This window comes from Bacillus cereus, assembly GCF_025917685.1.
GTDB classification, from domain to species: domain Bacteria; phylum Bacillota; class Bacilli; order Bacillales; family Bacillaceae_G; genus Bacillus_A; species Bacillus_A cereus_AT.
This window is the reverse complement of sequence record NZ_CP089518.1, coordinates 1,064,051-1,081,517: the sequence shown is the minus strand read 5'-3', so window position 1 is coordinate 1,081,517 and position 17,467 is coordinate 1,064,051. Positions and strand designations below refer to the sequence as shown.

The following is a 17,467-nucleotide window of genomic DNA, read 5'->3' as shown; positions in this document are numbered from 1 at the left end:
TGATATGAACATGATTCAACAAAGCTCTTATGTTCACTTTTGTTCTAGTACATTTCATATGAGAAAAAATTATCACGATAACCAAAGAGGAGGTCTCCCAAAAGATATTTTAGGAGACCTTCTCTTATTAATAGATTGCTGTTAATTCAATTGAATTTTCGCTCTCTTAAATCACAAAATCCTCCGGAATAAACACCTTCACTTCTTTCGGCTGTACATATACAACATCACCCGCTTGAATGCTTAGCTGTCTAAACTGTTCTTTACTAATTTCTGCTTCTAAATACTCATCTGTTCCGTCTCGTTTTAATTCTACATATACGACAGGTCCAACTGCGTGAGAGTATGATACTTTTGCAGGAATTGCATCTACGCTTTGTTTCGTACGAGAGATGGATAAGTGATGCGGCCTTACGTAAGCTACTCCGTCTACGTTTGAAACGTGCTTATGCTCTGGTGCTTCTAGTTCCACTGATCCTACATTCAGCTTACCTTTATGGACGCGGCCGTGAAATAAATTTACATTTCCTAAAAAGTCGTAAACGAACGGACTTGCTGGGTTTTCATATACTTCTTCCGGTGTTCCCATTTGTTCAATGCGACCTTCATTCATTACAACGATGCGGTCTGCAACGTCTAGTGCTTCTTCTTGATCATGCGTTACGAATACGCTCGTAATTTGAAATTCGTCATGTAGTTTCCGAAGCCATCTTCGTAATTCTTTTCTCACTTTTGCATCAAGTGCACCGAACGGCTCATCGAGTAATAAAATTTTCGGTTCAACTGCAAGTGCCCGCGCTAGTGCGATACGCTGTCGTTGTCCGCCAGATAGTTGCGCTGGGTAACGTTTGGCGAAACCATCCATTTTTACTAGTTTCAATAGTTCTGTTACCTTTTCTTCTATCACTTCTGCTGACGGTCTTAAGCTTTTCTTTCTTACCTTTAAACCGAAAGCGACATTTTCAAATACATTCATATGTTTAAAGAGCGCATAATGCTGGAAGACGAAGCCGACTTGCCGATTTTTCACATGAATGCTTGTTAAGTCTTCCCCATCAAATGATATAGAGCCACCATCCGCTTCTTCTAATCCGGCAATAATTCGTAATAACGTCGTTTTCCCAGAACCTGACGGGCCTAATAAGGCGACAAGTTCGCCTTTTGGAATATCCAAATGAATGTCTGTTAGCGCCTGAAATGTACCATATTGTTTTGATACATTTTGAATTTGAATACTCACCATAATCCCCCCTTATTGTCGTTTTTCCATTCTCCATTCAATCCAGTTTTTTATAACGAGCGTAAACACCGCGATTAATGACATTAATGTTGCTACTGCGAACGCTGCGGAAAATTGATATTCATTGTACAAAATTTCAATATGAAGCGGCATCGTATTCGTAATGCCGCGCACGTGACCTGATACGACAGAAACTGCTCCAAACTCACCGATAGCACGGGCATTACATAGAATCATGCCGTATAAAAGACCCCATTTTATGTTTGGGAGCGTAACGCGCCAAAACATTTTCCAGCCACTTGCGCCAAGTGATAAAGCTGCTTCTTCTTCACTTTTCCCTTGGGCCTGCATAATCGGAATTAGTTCACGTGCAACGAACGGGAAAGTTACAAAGATTGTTGCGATAATAATGCCTGGAACAGAGAAAATGAGTTTCACTCCATGTTCGAGTAACCATTCGCCAAGAGCCCCCCGCGGTGTGAAAAGTAAAACGAACACTAATCCTGCAATAACTGGTGACACAGCAAACGGCAGTTCAATAAGAGAAAGTAATACTTGTTTTCCTTTAAACTGAAACTTTGTAATAAGCCACGCAGCCGCTACTCCGAATATCGTATTAAGCGGCACAACGATTAACGCAACGAGAAGCGTTAACCTGATTGCTGAAAATGCTTCTTGATCTGTGATAGCGGCAAGGTATACATCAAATCCTTTTTCAAAAGCTTTCAAAAAAATTGTTACGAGCGGGAGTAATAGAAAGAGAGATAAAAATAAAACTGTAATTGTAATTAATATACTCGGTACAAGTTTAGATTCTTTTGTAGCTGACACACTTTTTACTATCTTCTTTTCTAATAATGTTGGTTCCACTTTCTCTCCTCCTATTCACTTTTTAATTCATGCCTTCTACTCCAGCTTTGAATCATATTAATAAGAAGAAGGAAAAGAAGTGAAATAATAAGCATCACGGTCGCTACAGCTGTTGCTCCTGCATAATCATATTGTTCTAGTTTCGTCATAATCATAAGCGGTGCGATTTCTGTTTTCATCGGCATATTACCTGCGATGAAAACGACAGAACCGTATTCTCCTAATGCCCGCGCAAATGCGAGTGAAAAGCCAGCAAGTAAAGCCGGGAATATTTCTGGCAAAATGATTTTCACAAATATTTGAAAGCGTGACGCCCCTAAGCTAGAAGCCGCCTCTTCTACTTCTTTATCAATATTTTGAAGTACCGGTTGCACCATTCGAACGACAAACGGTAAACCGATAAAAGTCAGCGCAACGATTATTCCGAGCGGCGTAAAAGCTACTTTTATATGAAACAGACTAAATATTTTCCCAATCCATCCATTTTCCGCATAAAGCGTTGTAAGTGTAATACCAGCTACAGCTGTCGGAAGGGCAAACGGTAAATCAATGAGTCCATCTAATAATCGTTTCCCTGGAAATGTATAACGAACGAGTACCCAAGCAATTAATAAGCCAAAAATGGCATTTACAACTGCTGCTGCAAGTGAAGTCGTTAAACTCACTTGATAAGAATGCAGTACACGCTCGCTCGTTACAACCTCAGCAAACTTCTTCCAGCCTAGCTGCGAAGTTTGAATAAATACGATAGAAAGTGGTATAAGTACGAATAAACTCATATAGAGCATTGTAAATCCAAGAGATAATCCAAATCCCGGTAACACACGTTTTTTCTTCCTCATATTCCTTCACCTCATCACCCTTTAGCAGCGCGCATTATTTTTGATAAATTTTATCGAATACGCCTCCATCATTAAAATGTTTTTCTTGCGCTTTTTTCCATCCGCCAAATAGTTCATCAACTGTAAATAATTGAACTTTCGGAAATTGTGATGCGTACTTTTCTGCTACTTTTTCATTACGCGGACGATAAAAGTTTTTCGCCGCAATTTCCTGTCCTTTTTCTGAGTACAAATATTCAAGATACCCTTCTGCTACTTTTTTCGTTCCTTTTTTATCAACTACTTTATCTACAACAGCTACTGGTGGTTCTGCTAGTATACTAATTGAAGGTGTTACAATTTCGAATTTATCTTTTCCAAGTTCTTTTTGGGATAATAACGCTTCGTTTTCCCATGCGATTAATACGTCACCAATTCCTTTTTCAACAAATGTTGTCGTTGCTCCGCGTGCTCCTGAATCTAATACTTCTACGTTTTTATAAATTTGGCTAACAAACTCTTTCGCCTTATCTTCACTATTATTATATTTTTTCAGTGCGTATCCCCACGCTGCTAAATAGTTCCAACGTGCTCCTCCTGATGTTTTTGGGTTTGGTGTAATGACAGAAACACCTTTTTTCGTTAAATCATCCCAGTCTTTAATTCCTTTCGGGTTTCCTTTTCGAACAAGAAATACAATTGTTGATGTGTACGGAGTGGAATTATCCGCAAGTCGCTTCTGCCAATCTTCTGCCAACTGTTTTTTCTTACTAATTGCGTCAATATCATAAGCGAGTGCTAACGTTACAACATCCGCTTCTAAACCGTCAATAACAGAGCGCGCCTGACTTCCAGATCCGCCGTGTGATTGTTTTACATTTACTGTTTGGCCATGTTTCTCTTTCCAATACTTCGCAAAGTCCTTATTAAAATCTTGATATAACTCACGCGTTGGATCATATGAAACATTTAAAAGCTCAACTGTTTTTGTATCTCCACTTCCTTCAGAATTATTAGTGGACGTTGCCGAACCACACCCTGATAAAAGTACAACTGCTGATAATAAAACACCTGTACTTTTCATAAACGTTGTCTTACCCCACTTTTTCATCGTTAAACCCCCTTAGTTTATACATATAGAAAAAGGCACACAATATATTCACAAACGTGAACATTGTGCGCCTTCAGTTTATCTGATTAGCTTCTAATGTATTCTATTCGATTTCTTTTCATTTTAATTCCGTAATTCACATGTGTCAACTTGGAATTTGAATTTGTTATATAAGAAACTCCACACATGCTAAAAATCAGTGGGAATGGAATCCCACTGATTTTAGTTTCGATTTATTTCTTTAACTTATCCGCCTTCGCAATAAATTGTGCAGCTTCCGCACGGCTTACCGATTTATCTGGAGCCCAACCATTATCTGTTCCAACGGAAATGTTTTCTTGGATTAAAATATTTGCATACTTCGCACCCCAATGATTTTTTAAATCAGCAAATTCTTTTGGTAGTTTCATATTTTCATTTCTTTCTAATTTGTATGCATTTACTAGCATAGAAGCCATTGATGCACGGTTAATTAACCCGCTCGGATTAAAGTTACCCTTCTCATCACCTTTTACAATACCTGCTTTTTCAACTGCGGCAATATACGATGTAGCCCAATGATTTTGCGCATCACGGAATGACGGCTTCGCATCTTTATTAATTTCTAATCCTAAAACAGTAGCTAATATTTTTGCCGCTGAACCACGATCAATATTTTCAGCTGGAGCAAATGTACCATCTGGCTTACCATGTACTGCTTCTTTATCTACTAAATATTGAACTGACTCTTGTGCCCACGTTGGTACATCTGAGAACTTAGATTTCTTTTCAATCGCACTTGCATCAATTTCAAACTGTACTTGATATTTATGGTCATATTTAATTGCTGGAATTAATATATGCATTTGCATATTATATTTTTTCGAGAATTCATCAATTTCAAATTGAACAACTTTCGTACCGTTATTTGCTTTATCTTCGGAAATCACTTTTACATCATGGAATGTCCCTAATTTATTTGTATCTTCTACTTTAAGATACTGAAAATAGCTACTATCTTGAACTGTTAACGTAACGATTTTTTTATCACCTTGAATGGTTACTTTTGCATTTTTTAAATATGTAGAAGCAACTGATGTATCGTTCGTTTGATCTTTATAAGTCTTTAAAATAACGTCATATGTGCCATCTGCTAGTTTGCTATTTGCTTTCATTTCAACCGCTGCATCTGCTTTCGCAATCGGTGCCATAATACCACTAAATGGAACTACTAAAGTTGCTGCTATAACGAACGCATTAACATGTTTTTTCTTAATCATTATTAATATGACATCTCCTTTTATATGAATATATCCAACATAACTATCATATTGATAATGATTATCATTGTCAAATATAATTTAAAATACTATTTCCTACATAAGTACGCCTTCCGCTCGTTTTTAAAAAGTAAATAATGAGCCGTATGAACTTTCCTTTCTAAATAATCGATAGAATACGAGCTTGATGGATCAACTAAATCACCTATCGCACCGGAAAGATGATCAATTACTTGCTGCAAGATTTCTAAGTTCTTCTTCTCATTTTCAGCGTTCATTTCATCCATAATGTCACAAATAAGATATTGAACTCTCCGTAAGCGTAATTCCTTCTGCTCCACGTATATCTCCTCCCTTTTGGTCATATTACGGTTTAAATATATGGCATCATAGCTTAACCAATGCTAAAAAATACAAAGGCAACCACCTTGTTAAAGATGGTTGCCCCATTTTTATACTTGCAATGCCTTCTCTCTCAAAGCTCTTCTCAGCAACTTACCCGTCGTATTCTTCGGTAGCTCTGTTAAAAATTCTATGCTCATTGGTACTTTATATTTCGCTAAATGTAACGTGCAGTAATGCATTAGTTCTTCTTCTGTTACGTTCGTTTGTTTCAGAACGACGTAAGCTCGCACTGCTTCTCCTAAATTTTCATCGGGAACGCCAATTACAACAACTTCAGCTACCGAATCGTGAGTATATAATACTTCTTCTACTTCACGAGGATATACGTTATAACCGCCAACTAGGACGATATCTTTTTTACGATCAACGATATAGAAGTAACCTTCTTCATCCATTTTCGCTAAGTCACCCGTATACAGCCAACCCTCTTTTAGTGTTGCTGCTGTATCTTCTGGCGCATTATAGTAACCCTTCATAACGTTAGGTCCGCGAACAATTAATTCACCGACTGCACCGACTGGTACTTCTTCCCCAAGTTCATTCACAATTTTATTTTCTACATGCCAAATATTTGTTCCAATTGATCCTGGTTTACGAGGACGATCTAACGGATTGAAACAAGTAACTGGTGATGCTTCTGATAAACCGTATCCTTCTGAAACGATTACACCAAAACGTTTTTCAAAGTTTTGCAGAAGAGCAACAGGCATTGACGCACCACCTGAAATACAAAGACGCAGCGTCTTCACATCTTCTGCGCTCGCTTCTTCAAATAAATATAAGTAATTGTACATCGTCGGTACACCAGCAAAAATCGTTGGCTCATACGTACGACAAATACGGAATACTTCTTTCGGACTAAATTTCGGTAACATTAAAATCGTCGCCCCGTTCACAATCGGCGCATTTACCGCAACTGTTAAACAGAACACGTGAAACATTGGCAACGCCGCAACGACACGATCATCGGCAGTATATTGTAAATACGACGCCACATCGCTTGCATTACTATATAAGTTTTTATGTGTTAACATAGCGCCTTTTGGCTTTCCAGTTGTACCTGAAGTGTATAAAATAACAGCTACATCTTCTTCATCTAGTTCCGGGCCTTCGTGAGTTATATCTCCAGTCCCTACAAAATTAGTAAACGTTTTCATTTTTTCGGTTTCTGTATGGTTAAAATCTGATGAGGTTTCGCATATGATGATATTTTCAAGTGAAGGAAGTCTTGTTGTAAGAGATTGTATAACAGGTAGAAGGACGTCGAGTACGATGATTGTTTTTACATCTCCATTTTGTAAAATATAATGTATTTCGTCTGCTGTATAAATTGGATTAATCGGAATGACAGTTGCTCCGGCTTTCATCGTTCCGTATAAACCGACTAAAAAATGTGGTGAATTTCCAACAGCTAATGCGACATTGTCCCCTTTTCCAATGCCCATTTTTGCTAAATTGCTAGAAAACCTAGTGACCATTTTGTTTAATTGGTCATAAGAGACCGACTGATCCATAAATATATAAGCCAGTTTATCCCCCTTCTTTTTTGCCGTTTCAGCCAAAGATTGAACGAGATTCACACAAACCCCACCTTTATAAAATTTAGAATATTTAAAAATTCTAAATTAATTATATTAAAAGAAAATTAAAGTGGCAAGTGATATTCTATTAACTGCATATACACGGAGCATCTTCTGTTGAATTTATTTGGGAGGATAAGGGAATTCCACTTACCAGCAAATTATTAAACTAGCACAGAAATCATTTTAGGATAATATGCACTCATCTTCTCTCTAAGTTTTTCAACTTCCTCCTTATTTAAATGCATATGCTCCCCATACAAATTGAGAGCGTCCGCTCCATTTTCATGAATGTACACTGTAACATATAATGTCGGCAATCCTTTATTGTCCTCATCTATCGACAAGACAAAATCTGGCGTTTTACCAACGGTACTAAACGTTTCATTTCTTTTCCATTTCTTATTTTGAAACATAGTTTGTATATCATCTATCTTTCGCTTGTTATCTGTATGCGTATAATATATGACATTATCCTTCGCTGGCTTTCCAATAAGTAAAAGTGTACGACTTGAGGAAGTTTTATCGTTACAGGCTGTCATTCCGATGATTAGGCTGAGCAAGAATACAACGTACATTACTCTTTTCATTTCGATCCGCCTCCTTTTGAATATATATATTCCTTTATAAGGGGCGGATGCCCTGTGATTTTATGGTAAATGAAATTATATCGGCGATTTTTCAAATATATCGACTTACCGACAAAACATGACAATCTACGCAAACAGAAAGAGGCTGCCCTTTATGACAGCCTCCCCCATTATTTTTAGAAGAATAAATGTAAGAAATCTTCTGTTGTAATATTACCGAAATAACGCGCGATATCTACGCCTTCTAAAGCTACAGTGAATGCATCTTTATCAAATTGTACGCCTGTTAGACGCTCTTCAATGTCATGAACATCTAGTGAACCGAAGAAGTCACCGTAAATTTTACATTCTGTTACTGTTCCTTTTTTCACTTCAAGACGAACGTCAACTTGTCCGACTGGGAAACGGTGTGAATGTTGTAAGTTGAACTTCGGAGATTTTCCGTAGTTCCAGTCCCAATTACGGTAACGCTCTTCAGAAAGTTTATGAATTTTTTTCCAATCCTCTTCTGTTAATTCGTACGTTGGAATTTCTGTTTCTCCTTCGAAAATTGTTTCTAGAAGAAGTTGTCTAAACTCTTCTGTCGTCATTTTTTCGTTTAGGAATTCTGTAATGTTCGCAACGCGGCTACGGATTGATTTAATTCCTTTTGATTGAATCTTATCCATTTTTACTTTTAACGCTGATACAACGTGATCGATTTCAGAGTCAAATAGTAACGTACCATGACTGAACATACGACCTTTCGTTGAGAACTGCGCGTTACCTGAAATTTTTCTACCCTCAGCTAAAATGTCGTTACGACCACTTAGCTCTGCATTTACGCCTAATTTACCGAGTGCTTTCGTTACAGGCTCTGTGAATTTTTTGAAGTTGCTGAAACTATCTCCATCATCTTTCGTAATAAAGCTGAAGTTTAAGTTTCCTAAATCGTGATATACTGCGCCTCCGCCTGATAGACGACGAACAACATGAATACCTTTTTCTTTTACGTAATCTGCATTAATTTCTTCTACTGTGTTTTGGTTTTTACCAATGATAATGGAAGGTTCGTTAATGTAGAACAGTAAATATGTTTCGTTAATATCTAAATTCTTCACACAATATTCTTCAATCGCTAAGTTTATTCTAGGATCTGTAATCCCTTTATTATCAATAAATAACATCGTATCACCTCATGAATTCCATACGTAGCCACTATGCGCTAGCGTAATATGGCCACTGAAAGTTTGTTTTGCTTCTGTTACTAAATCAGATGGGTTTCCTGTATGCGGTAAGTGCGTTAATAAAAGTTCTTTTACATTTGCATCTTTCGCAATACTTGCTACTTCTGTACTATTCATATGCCCTGCTTTTGCAGCCTCTTGATGTGCATACATATTACACTCACAAATGAAAAGATCAGCATCTTTCGTGAATGGAATAAATTCAGGAATATAACTGGAATCAGCGCTGTATACTACAGCATCATCGCCAGCTGTAATACGCATCGCAAAGCATGTAACAGGATGAACAGTTTTTAAGAACGAAATCGAGAACGGTCCAACTTGAAGTGTTTCTTCTGGGTTGTACGCGATTCCTTTCGTATGCGGTGCATGCGTTAAAGAATGGAATCCATTCTCATCAAACGTATGACCGTATATTGGTAATTCTGGTAGTTGCCCTTTTGTCGCACTCGTAATTAATCTCGCATATTGCAATACCCCAATATCTGCAACATGATCATGATGATAGTGTGACAGTACAACTGCATCTATATCAGATGGTGTTATATATTTTTGAAGCTGTGCTAGTACACCACTACCACAGTCTACAAGTAAACGAAAACCATCGTGTTCAAACAAATACCCCGACGTTGCTTCTCCCGCTTCTGGAAAGCCGCCCCAAAAGCCGACAACAGTCATTTTCATATGTATCCATCCTTTCTAAAACCGAGTAGGAATGCAGTTTTTCTCCGTACTTGAGAAAGTTTTTTACTTACATCCTACATTGTTAACTATAATCCATTTCCTAAACTTTTTCATTAATTTTCAATTTTGTTATAAAACAGTTGTTGACTTTTATTTTTTGTACTAATACAATGATAGTAAGAAATGGAAATGGAGGGATTGACATGATCGATCAACCAATGGAGTTTTTCAGAAATTTACCGACGAAAACTTGTGCACACTGCGGGAAAGAAATTGATGAGCAGCACGAAGCATACCATAACAAATGTGACGATTGCGTTCACGAAGAATAGTAGTTTGTGAACATAAAAAACCTAGCAGACATAGTCTACTAGGCTAATAACATCGTATCCTTCATCGTTGAACCTTTCACCAAGAGCTCCAGTTCAAACTCATACAATTCTTTTTTTCGATAATTTTTCGTATGAATTTTATCCATCATCAGGTCGACAACTTTTCGAGCCATTTCATCGATTGGCTGTTCAATTGTCGTAATACCTGGTTCTGTAATTTGTGATAAAATTTGATTATCAAAACCGATAACAGCGAGATCCTCTGGGATACTCCAATCATGGCGTTTCGCCTCTGAGATAATTCCAGCTGCAACCTCGTCGCCTCCTGCCAAAATCGCGGTAGGATTTTTTTTGTCCTTTAATACTTCATGGAATATTCGTTTTCCATCATCCCAAGAGAAAGCGTTTTCAAGAAAATCGATCGCTTCCACTTCTCTACTCTTTTCAGTAATAGCGCGTAAAAAGCCCATTTTTCGCTGTTGGCTAACTACTTTGGTTTCGTTACCACGGCAAAAAATAAGATTACGATATCCTTGTTCTAATACATGATTGGCAGCTATGTATGCACCTTGCGCATGATCAAATTTCACTGTTGGGACATTTGCTTCTTCAATATATTCATTACATAACACGATTGGACCGTGTTGTAAATATGGCTCTACATCTTCCCACGGATTTTCTAGTGAACATAGAATAATCCCATCTACTTGTTTCGTAGATAATAATTGTAAATACTCCATCTCTTTTTCTGGTAAATACCTTGTTTGACAAATAATCAGTTTATATTTATGTTCAGAAGCAGCAATCTCGATTGCTTCAATAAATCGACTGAAGAAAGGATTTGTAATCCTTGGAACAAGCACCGCAATTGTTTCCGTTTTTTGTTTACGAAGCCTTCTCGCCGCAGAATTAGGAACGAAGCCTAAATGCTTCATCGCTAATTGAACCCTTTTTTTCTTCTCATCTGAAACATATGGATGATTATTAATCACCCTAGAAACCGTTGTCCTTGATAACCCCGCTAATTTCGCCACGTCCTCGATAGTCGACACGAAATTTTCCCCCTTTGCATGAAAACGTTTTCTTATCCTGATTATATAGTATATTATTGGAAACTGCAATATAGGTTCTTATGATTTTACTATATTAATATTATACATAGGGAAAAGTCTGTTAATGGCAGGAAATTACACACTACTTTTAGAATTTCACAATAAGAATATTTATAAAATAAAGGATGATATTTCATGAATCGGACGGATCGTTTATTAGCTATATTAATTGAATTACAAAGAAAACAAACTGTCACAGCACAAAGCTTAGCTGAAAAATTTGAGACAAGTATACGCACTATTTATCGAGATATGGACGCACTCAGCGAATCCGGCGTTCCCATTTTTTCAATGCCTGGTCACGGCTATTCATTAATGGATGGTTATTTCTTACCACCCATTCAGCTTACGCCAGAAGAGGCCGTTACTCTTTTATTGGGCGGTGATTATATTGAGAAAGCTTTCACCTCTTCTTTTTCTGTACATGCGCAATCAGCAAAAGAGAAACTTGAGATAGTCCTCCCTACTGATCAACAAAAGAAAATTGAGGGCTTGCGAGGAACTTTCCGTTTCCTTTCTCCTATATTTTCAAACCAGCAAGCCGAGCAAGAAAAACTAGAGAGCCAACTTTTCTTGTTACAAGAAGCTATTCAAAGAGAGCAATCTATCTCTTTTTCATATCGTAAACCGAGAGAAACTACAAAAACAAAACGTACCGTTCATCCTTACGGTTTAGTCAACATTTCAGGAATTTGGTACATCGTTGCTCATTGTTTACTGCGAAAACAAATACGTAATTTTCGCTTAGACCGTATGGATACATTACAGCAAGAACAAAAATTTTTTACAAAACCGAAGGACTTTTCTTTACAAGACTATCAACCTGAAAACAATCGTACTGTTACAATCCATTTATTATTCCCAGCCCACATTGCGCATAAAATTATTGAATCACGATACTTTTTTATAGATTCATACGAGCATAAAGATAATGGTTTTCACGTCTTTTTGAAATCAAGAAGCATAGACGAAGTATTTCAATGGGTATTAAGCTGGGGAAGCCAAGTGCAAGTACTAGGGCCAAAAATTCTTTCTGAGAAAATCCGTGATGAAGCAAAAAAAATGTTACATCTTTAATTTTTTTATTTCACTACTGACATAATGTTGTCAGCAGCCCTCCTTTATAGTAGGTATTAACAAATACATTTTCATAAAAAGGAGTTAGCAAGATGAAGAAATTCGAGGAGTTAGCAAAGTATTACATAGAGGAGTTAGAAAAATACTCTATAGAACAATTTAGGATGAAGCCTTCTAGTGAGGAATGGTCCCTCGGTCAAATGTATAATCATTTAGTTGCCTCCACATACATGCAATTAAATGCAATCGCGAAATGTAAAACTGAAACACCCTCAGTAACTAATAAAAAAACCGATATGGGTGAAAAGGTATATATACTGGGGGCTTTCCCGGACATACAAATCAAAGTGCCAGGTCATCCAGGATATACACCTGAAAACCCAACTAACAAAGAAGAAGTGCAGAAACAATTTCTAGAATTAATTACAATTGTAAAAAATACCGAAGCAACACTTACTTCTATTTCAAATAATTGTAAAGTCGAACACCCTGGGCTTGGTTACTTAAATGCAACAGAATGGTTCCAGCTTATTTCTATGCATTTTTCACATCATCTTCGTCAGAAAGATCGGCTGGAACTTAAGGTTCGCTCAGTGTAAACATTGCCACTAAAAAGAGACTGCCAATATTGGCGGTCTCTTCACTAAAATGTTCACTGACTATACGATTACTCATAAAATCCCGTATTCCAGCATGCTACTGGCTACTAATAGAAGACTTCTCTTTTTTAGCCAATATAAAAATACATTAATCGCCGAATTTGAGTATAAAAAAATTGTATCTATAGAAACGAAGAGAAGAATCTTTGACAAAAAAATAATATTTTACTATGAAGATGAATATATAACGCTTGGATACATTACAAGTTCAAATGTTGAAGAGTTCATAGACTTACTACAAAGAAACTGCACAACTAGCACGGACTCATAATCAGTGGGGATCCCACTGATTCATTATTTTAACTCCTCCCACTTCGTCCAAGCTTCCCTCCCATTTATATGGTACATATTATCCTCACGATCCATAAATCCATGCACTATGAATTCTCGTCTAATCGTACAAAAGTCCTCGTGATATTGTTTTATGAATGTATTAATTTCTTTTTCCGTATACTGATTCTCTGCATGTAACTTGCTAACTAAATGCTCTAACAATACTAGTTTTTTCTTCTTTTGACCTGGAATCGATTTTAAGCGGTCCTCTTTATCGAAAAAGTTACGAATGGTTGTATCCCGGAATTTCATTTCGCTTTCAGTCATTTTTTTATCCTCCATCAGTTTTTCTATAATAAAATTTCACTTTTTTTCTTTATCGTTTTTCTTTATTCTTTCGCTTACAACATCAATAATGTAATATCCACTAATTAACACATAGTAGAATAAAAGTATTCCCAGTGTATCTTTCATACTTGTATATTCTTCTTTATGAAACAAGATAGGTGAAAGGACGAAAACAAGAAAGAAAATTAGCGGATATAAGATAAAATAATAAGTTAGATTTCCTTTCATCATATCAACTCCTCTATTTTATGTTTCTCTGTAAATTGTTGTAATTCCTTTTCTTTCGTTTCTAGAGCTTTGGAAAACATTTGTATACGAACGACAGAAAAGATGCTCTGCACTAAAATAAAAAAAGCACCAAAAAGGTGCTTTTTTCTAAGCTTCAATCGATTGATTGTCAGCAATATTTTTAAACTGTCGTTTGTGCATCAAAGTTAAGGAAGCGATTGTTCCAATTGATAATACAACAATAAAGATCATGAGCATTCCAATGTTTTGCCACATAAAGTTAAAATCACCGCTTGATACGACTGCTTTAAATCCTGATACAGAGTATGTCATCGGTAGCCAAGCATTAAATGGTTGTAAAAACTTCGGAATCAATTCTAGCGGGAATGTTCCAGCGCTTGTTGTAAGCTGAATAATTAATGTTATGATGGCGATGAAACGCCCTGCATCACCAAATGCTGTTACTAAACATTGAATTAATGAAATAAACGCTAAACTCGTAACAATACTAAAGAGTATGAAGTATGGAATACTTTGTACTTCTACACCTAACCAGAACAGTAATATGACATCTGCTACTATTGCTTGAATAATACCGACTGATAGTAAAACGCCGAACTTACTAATAAACCAGCTGAATCCTGATTTCGGAACGCCAACTGTATCGCGTAATGGGTATACGATAGATAATAGTAATGCCCCAACGAATAAACCGAGTGATAAGAAATATGGTGTGAATCCTGTTCCGTAGTTTGGAACTTCCGCCATTTTCTCCGTCTTCACTTTTACAGGGTTTGCAAACATATCATACGTTTTATCCGTTCCTTTTACTTCACCTGTTTTTTCTGCTCCTTCACCAAGTTTCTCAGCCAGTTCACCTGAACCATCATTTACTTTTACGAGTCCATCTGTCACTTTTCCGGATCCGTCTGTTAGTTTATTTACTCCGTCGATTAGCTGGGTTGAGCCAGTGGATATTTTATTTAGCCCACCATCTAGAGTACCTAAGCCAGTTGTTACTTGCCCTGATCCATCTGCTAATTGATTTACGCCACCTATCATTTGGTTTGTTCCTACTGATAATGTACCTAAACCGCCTGTCACTTTGCTTGAACCATCTACTAACTGATTTACACCACCTGCCATTTGATTTGCTCCTGCAAATAATGTGTCTAAGCCACCTGTTACTTTACCCGAGCCATCTGCTAATTGATTTATCGCATCAATTAATTGACCGGATTCGTTTTTAAATTTATTTGCTCCGTCTTTAGCAGCATTTAACTTCTTACCAAATCCTTGAAAATTTTCAACAAATCCTTTTTGTCCACTGGCTAATTTCTCAATACCATCCGTTAAAGATTGCAATCCCGCTGTATCCGGTAGTTTGTTTTGCGCATCACCTGTTGTTTGATTTATTCCAGCTTTTAATTGTTTTACTTCTTCATTTAATTTATTTGTTCCACCTGCTACTCCAATGGCTTTCTGCTGAACTGTCGCTGTACTTTTTGCCGCATTTGCTATATATGGTTGTAGCTGCTCTTGATATTCTTTTGGTAAACTCTCGATTTGCTTTTGCAAATTAGCTACATCTTGCGCTGCAGTTTTTGCATCTCCTGCTGTTGATTGAGTGAATTCATTTAACTGACTTACATTTTCTCCAGCTCCATCTATTTTCTCATTTAACGTATTTAATATAGTAGGAACTTTCGACTGCATTTCCCCTAAATTTTTCACTGTACTATTTAACTCTTGCAAACCCTTTTCAATGTTTTGAGAATATCCTTCTAATTCACTTTGTCCGCCAGCAAGTTTTTCCATACCGGTTGATAATTCATTCGTTCCTGTTTTTAATTCACCTGTTTTACTTACTAATGTATTTAAACCTACTGTTACTTTCTGAGATCCATCTTGTAATTTCCCTATACCTGTCTGCATCTCACCTGTTTTACTATTTAACGTATTTAAACCTGCTGTTACTTTCTCGGATCCATCTTGTAATCTACCTATACCCGTTTGTATTTCGCCTGTTTTACTATTTAATGTATTTAAACCATCTGTTACTTTTCCGGACCCATCTAATAATTTACTAGATCCATCTGCTAATTTCTGAACTCCATCTTTCATTTCTCCAGACTTCCCTTGAAGTGTATGGAGTCCATCCGTCACTTTACTTGATCCATCATGCAACTCACTAGCTCCATCATGTAACTTATTTGCTCCATCCGCTCCATCTGCTAATCCTTTTGAGACATCTTTAATGGAATCAAACATTTTTTCTGCATATGTTTTCGTTAACGTGCTTGATACTTCACTTTTAATTTTTTCAATGGCTGTTCCGCCAATTTGTGAAGATAAGAAGTTCAAACTTTCATTTGGAATATATTCTAAGTTCAATGGTTTCGGATTGTCTTTTAATAACGTTGTAGCGTTACTTGAGAAGTCATCTGGAATACGTACTAACATGTAATACTTTCTGCCTTCCATTCCCTCTTTCGCTTCTTTTTCACTTACAAATTCCCATTTAAAACTTTTATTATCTTTTAAGTTATCAACGAGCCCTTTTCCGACCTCAATTGGTTTCCCATCAAGTTCTGCACCTTTATCTAAATTGACTACTGCAACTGGTAAGTCATCTAGCTGTTCATACGGATCCCAAAAAGCCCATAAAAACATACCCGCATATAAAATCGGTACAAATAAAACCGCAATGATTGGGATTAATATTTTTTTACTTTTTATAATCTCTGCAAATTCTTTGCTAAGCAACTTATGCCATTTCATAATTTATCCCCCTTTTTAAAAATGACCAAAATCAACATTCGGTCATTTTTATGCAAACAAAAAGGCTATATTCTGTTCATACATATGCCTCATCCCCAAATTTATACTATGCAACTTTTCCTCATTATGAAATTTCTTTCTCTATTCCCCCCTCAATTAAACTTATGACCATTTTGTTCAATCAGTCATTTTTTATAATAATAAAAGGATTATCTTAGTTTGACAATCCTTTTAATAAATAAAGTTCAAATAATTCTGCGATTTTTTCTTTTTCTAGCGGTTCATGATTTTTTTCCCAATCAAAAATAAGCGATACGTATAGGCGTAGCATAATAAATGCTGTAATTTCTGGATCACATTTGCTAATTTCACCTTTTTCAATTGCAATCTCTAAATAAGATTGAATGACAGAAACAATTTCCACATCTACTTGTTGCATCACTTCTTGTACTTCTTTCGTCCCCATATCGCGCTCTTCTTGAATTAATTTAATCATGAGCTGATGTTCTTTTCTAAATTCTAAGATGCTATATAATGCTCTATGTACATTTTCAAAAAATGAAATATCTGAACGAATTGCATCTTTTGCAACTTGCCTCATTTCTGTAATTAAATTAGAAATAATTTCGCCAAATAGTTCTTCTTTATTTTTGAAAAAAGTATAAATTGTTCCTTTTCCTACATTCGCTAACTTCGCAACTTGATCCATCGTCGTCGCCTTATAACCGAATGCTGAAAAAGACTTTGTTGCAGCTTCAATAATAGAACGTTTTCGATCTATCGCCACATCATCACCTCCAGAAATGACCAATTGGATAATATAGTCAATCAGTACATACTTGATATTACCACACGCTTACATTGTATACAA

The 17,467-nt window shown here is 36.5% G+C and carries 18 protein-coding genes and 1 pseudogene; 4 read left to right on the top strand and 15 right to left on the bottom strand.

The annotated features are described in order from the left end of the window. Positions 1-166 precede the first annotated feature (166 nt). The 10 genes from LUS72_RS05525 to LUS72_RS05480 all read right to left on the bottom strand — a co-directional run bounded on the left by LUS72_RS05525 (position 167) and on the right by LUS72_RS05480 (position 9,786). Positions 167-1,240, bottom strand: coding sequence for a sulfate/molybdate ABC transporter ATP-binding protein (locus LUS72_RS05525; protein WP_097829962.1), 1,074 nt, complete (start codon positions 1,238-1,240; stop codon positions 167-169). 12 nt (positions 1,241-1,252) lie between these two features. Beyond that, positions 1,253-2,110: a sulfate ABC transporter permease subunit CysW gene (gene cysW, locus LUS72_RS05520; RefSeq protein ID WP_097829961.1), complete on the bottom strand. Its 858-nt coding sequence runs from the start codon at positions 2,108-2,110 to the stop codon at positions 1,253-1,255. Positions 2,111-2,121: 11 nt separating this feature from the next. Beyond that, positions 2,122-2,952, bottom strand: a complete 831-nt coding sequence (gene cysT / locus LUS72_RS05515; protein ID WP_097829960.1) for a sulfate ABC transporter permease subunit CysT — start codon at positions 2,950-2,952, stop codon at positions 2,122-2,124. 34 nt (positions 2,953-2,986) lie between these two features. Next, positions 2,987-4,042, bottom strand: coding sequence for a sulfate ABC transporter substrate-binding protein (locus LUS72_RS05510; protein WP_098361662.1), 1,056 nt, complete (start codon positions 4,040-4,042; stop codon positions 2,987-2,989). Positions 4,043-4,275: 233 nt separating this feature from the next. After that, the gene (locus LUS72_RS05505; protein ID WP_264448677.1) at positions 4,276-5,301 is read right to left on the bottom strand and encodes an S-layer homology domain-containing protein; all 1,026 of its coding nucleotides are present in this window, start codon (positions 5,299-5,301) and stop codon (positions 4,276-4,278) included. Positions 5,302-5,390: 89 nt separating this feature from the next. Further along, complete coding sequence (locus tag LUS72_RS05500; RefSeq protein ID WP_088095455.1) at positions 5,391-5,642, bottom strand: hypothetical protein; 252 nt, start codon at positions 5,640-5,642, stop codon at positions 5,391-5,393. A 111-nt stretch (positions 5,643-5,753) separates the two neighbouring features. Then, complete coding sequence (locus LUS72_RS05495; protein ID WP_264448676.1) at positions 5,754-7,286, bottom strand: fatty acid--CoA ligase family protein; 1,533 nt, start codon at positions 7,284-7,286, stop codon at positions 5,754-5,756. Positions 7,287-7,450: 164 nt separating this feature from the next. Beyond that, positions 7,451-7,876 carry a hypothetical protein gene (locus LUS72_RS05490; RefSeq protein WP_264448675.1) on the bottom strand — a complete coding sequence of 142 codons (426 nt, stop codon included), beginning with the start codon at positions 7,874-7,876 and terminating at the stop codon, positions 7,451-7,453. A gap of 176 nt (positions 7,877-8,052) precedes the next feature. After that, positions 8,053-9,042, bottom strand: coding sequence for a lipoate--protein ligase (locus LUS72_RS05485; RefSeq protein WP_264448674.1), 990 nt, complete (start codon positions 9,040-9,042; stop codon positions 8,053-8,055). Between the two features lie 9 nt (positions 9,043-9,051). Next, positions 9,052-9,786 (bottom strand): MBL fold metallo-hydrolase, encoded by a 735-nt coding sequence (locus tag LUS72_RS05480; RefSeq protein WP_264448673.1) that lies wholly within the window; start codon positions 9,784-9,786, stop codon positions 9,052-9,054. Between the two features lie 203 nt (positions 9,787-9,989). On the opposite strand from LUS72_RS05480, the gene yhfH reads away from it, so the two are divergent. Continuing rightward, positions 9,990-10,118, top strand: a complete 129-nt coding sequence (gene yhfH, locus LUS72_RS05475; RefSeq protein WP_000567010.1) for a protein YhfH — start codon at positions 9,990-9,992, stop codon at positions 10,116-10,118. 38 nt (positions 10,119-10,156) lie between these two features. Here yhfH and LUS72_RS05470 read toward each other — a convergent pair whose 3' ends face one another. After that, entirely contained in the window at positions 10,157-11,170 is a 1,014-nt protein-coding gene (locus tag LUS72_RS05470) for a LacI family DNA-binding transcriptional regulator (protein WP_264448672.1), read from the bottom strand. A gap of 195 nt (positions 11,171-11,365) precedes the next feature. Between LUS72_RS05470 and LUS72_RS05465 the strand changes: the two genes are divergently transcribed. The 3 genes and pseudogenes from LUS72_RS05465 to LUS72_RS05455 form a co-directional block, all read left to right on the top strand. After that, complete coding sequence (locus LUS72_RS05465) at positions 11,366-12,307, top strand: helix-turn-helix transcriptional regulator (RefSeq protein ID WP_264448671.1); 942 nt, start codon at positions 11,366-11,368, stop codon at positions 12,305-12,307. Positions 12,308-12,399: 92 nt separating this feature from the next. Continuing rightward, a complete protein-coding gene (locus LUS72_RS05460; protein ID WP_097829951.1) occupies positions 12,400-12,906 on the top strand; it encodes a DinB family protein in 507 nt (168 codons plus the stop codon). A 55-nt stretch (positions 12,907-12,961) separates the two neighbouring features. Further along, a pseudogene (locus LUS72_RS05455) lies at positions 12,962-13,237 on the top strand (PH domain-containing protein); the annotation flags it as partial. Positions 13,238-13,260: 23 nt separating this feature from the next. On the opposite strand, the gene LUS72_RS05450 reads toward LUS72_RS05455, so the two are convergent. The 4 genes from LUS72_RS05450 to LUS72_RS05435 form a co-directional block, all read right to left on the bottom strand. Continuing rightward, on the bottom strand, positions 13,261-13,566 hold the full coding sequence (locus LUS72_RS05450) for a DUF2087 domain-containing protein (protein WP_264448670.1): 306 nt from the start codon (positions 13,564-13,566) through the stop codon (positions 13,261-13,263). 36 nt (positions 13,567-13,602) lie between these two features. Continuing rightward, complete coding sequence (locus LUS72_RS05445; RefSeq protein WP_264448669.1) at positions 13,603-13,818, bottom strand: hypothetical protein; 216 nt, start codon at positions 13,816-13,818, stop codon at positions 13,603-13,605. A 144-nt stretch (positions 13,819-13,962) separates the two neighbouring features. After that, complete coding sequence (locus tag LUS72_RS05440) at positions 13,963-16,596, bottom strand: YhgE/Pip domain-containing protein (protein WP_264448668.1); 2,634 nt, start codon at positions 16,594-16,596, stop codon at positions 13,963-13,965. A gap of 214 nt (positions 16,597-16,810) precedes the next feature. Then, complete coding sequence (locus tag LUS72_RS05435) at positions 16,811-17,383, bottom strand: TetR/AcrR family transcriptional regulator (RefSeq protein WP_097829945.1); 573 nt, start codon at positions 17,381-17,383, stop codon at positions 16,811-16,813. Positions 17,384-17,467 lie beyond the last annotated feature (84 nt).

Excerpts from the sequence above, each read along its gene's own strand:
- LUS72_RS05480 (WP_264448673.1), bottom strand. The coding sequence starts at position 9,786 with ATGAAAATGACTGTTGTCGGCTTTTGGGGCGGCTTTCCAGAAGCGGGA.
- LUS72_RS05510 (WP_098361662.1), bottom strand. The coding sequence starts at position 4,042 with ATGAAAAAGTGGGGTAAGACAACGTTTATGAAAAGTACAGGTGTTTTA.
- yhfH (WP_000567010.1), top strand. The coding sequence starts at position 9,990 with ATGATCGATCAACCAATGGAGTTTTTCAGAAATTTACCGACGAAAACT.
- LUS72_RS05450 (WP_264448670.1), bottom strand. The coding sequence starts at position 13,566 with ATGACTGAAAGCGAAATGAAATTCCGGGATACAACCATTCGTAACTTT.
- LUS72_RS05505 (WP_264448677.1), bottom strand. The coding sequence starts at position 5,301 with ATGATTAAGAAAAAACATGTTAATGCGTTCGTTATAGCAGCAACTTTA.
- LUS72_RS05460 (WP_097829951.1), top strand. The coding sequence starts at position 12,400 with ATGAAGAAATTCGAGGAGTTAGCAAAGTATTACATAGAGGAGTTAGAA.
- LUS72_RS05490 (WP_264448675.1), bottom strand. The coding sequence starts at position 7,876 with ATGAAAAGAGTAATGTACGTTGTATTCTTGCTCAGCCTAATCATCGGA.
- cysT (WP_097829960.1), bottom strand. The coding sequence starts at position 2,952 with ATGAGGAAGAAAAAACGTGTGTTACCGGGATTTGGATTATCTCTTGGA.
- LUS72_RS05445 (WP_264448669.1), bottom strand. The coding sequence starts at position 13,818 with ATGATGAAAGGAAATCTAACTTATTATTTTATCTTATATCCGCTAATT.
- LUS72_RS05485 (WP_264448674.1), bottom strand. The coding sequence starts at position 9,042 with ATGTTATTTATTGATAATAAAGGGATTACAGATCCTAGAATAAACTTA.
- LUS72_RS05440 (WP_264448668.1), bottom strand. The coding sequence starts at position 16,596 with ATGAAATGGCATAAGTTGCTTAGCAAAGAATTTGCAGAGATTATAAAA.
- LUS72_RS05465 (WP_264448671.1), top strand. The coding sequence starts at position 11,366 with ATGAATCGGACGGATCGTTTATTAGCTATATTAATTGAATTACAAAGA.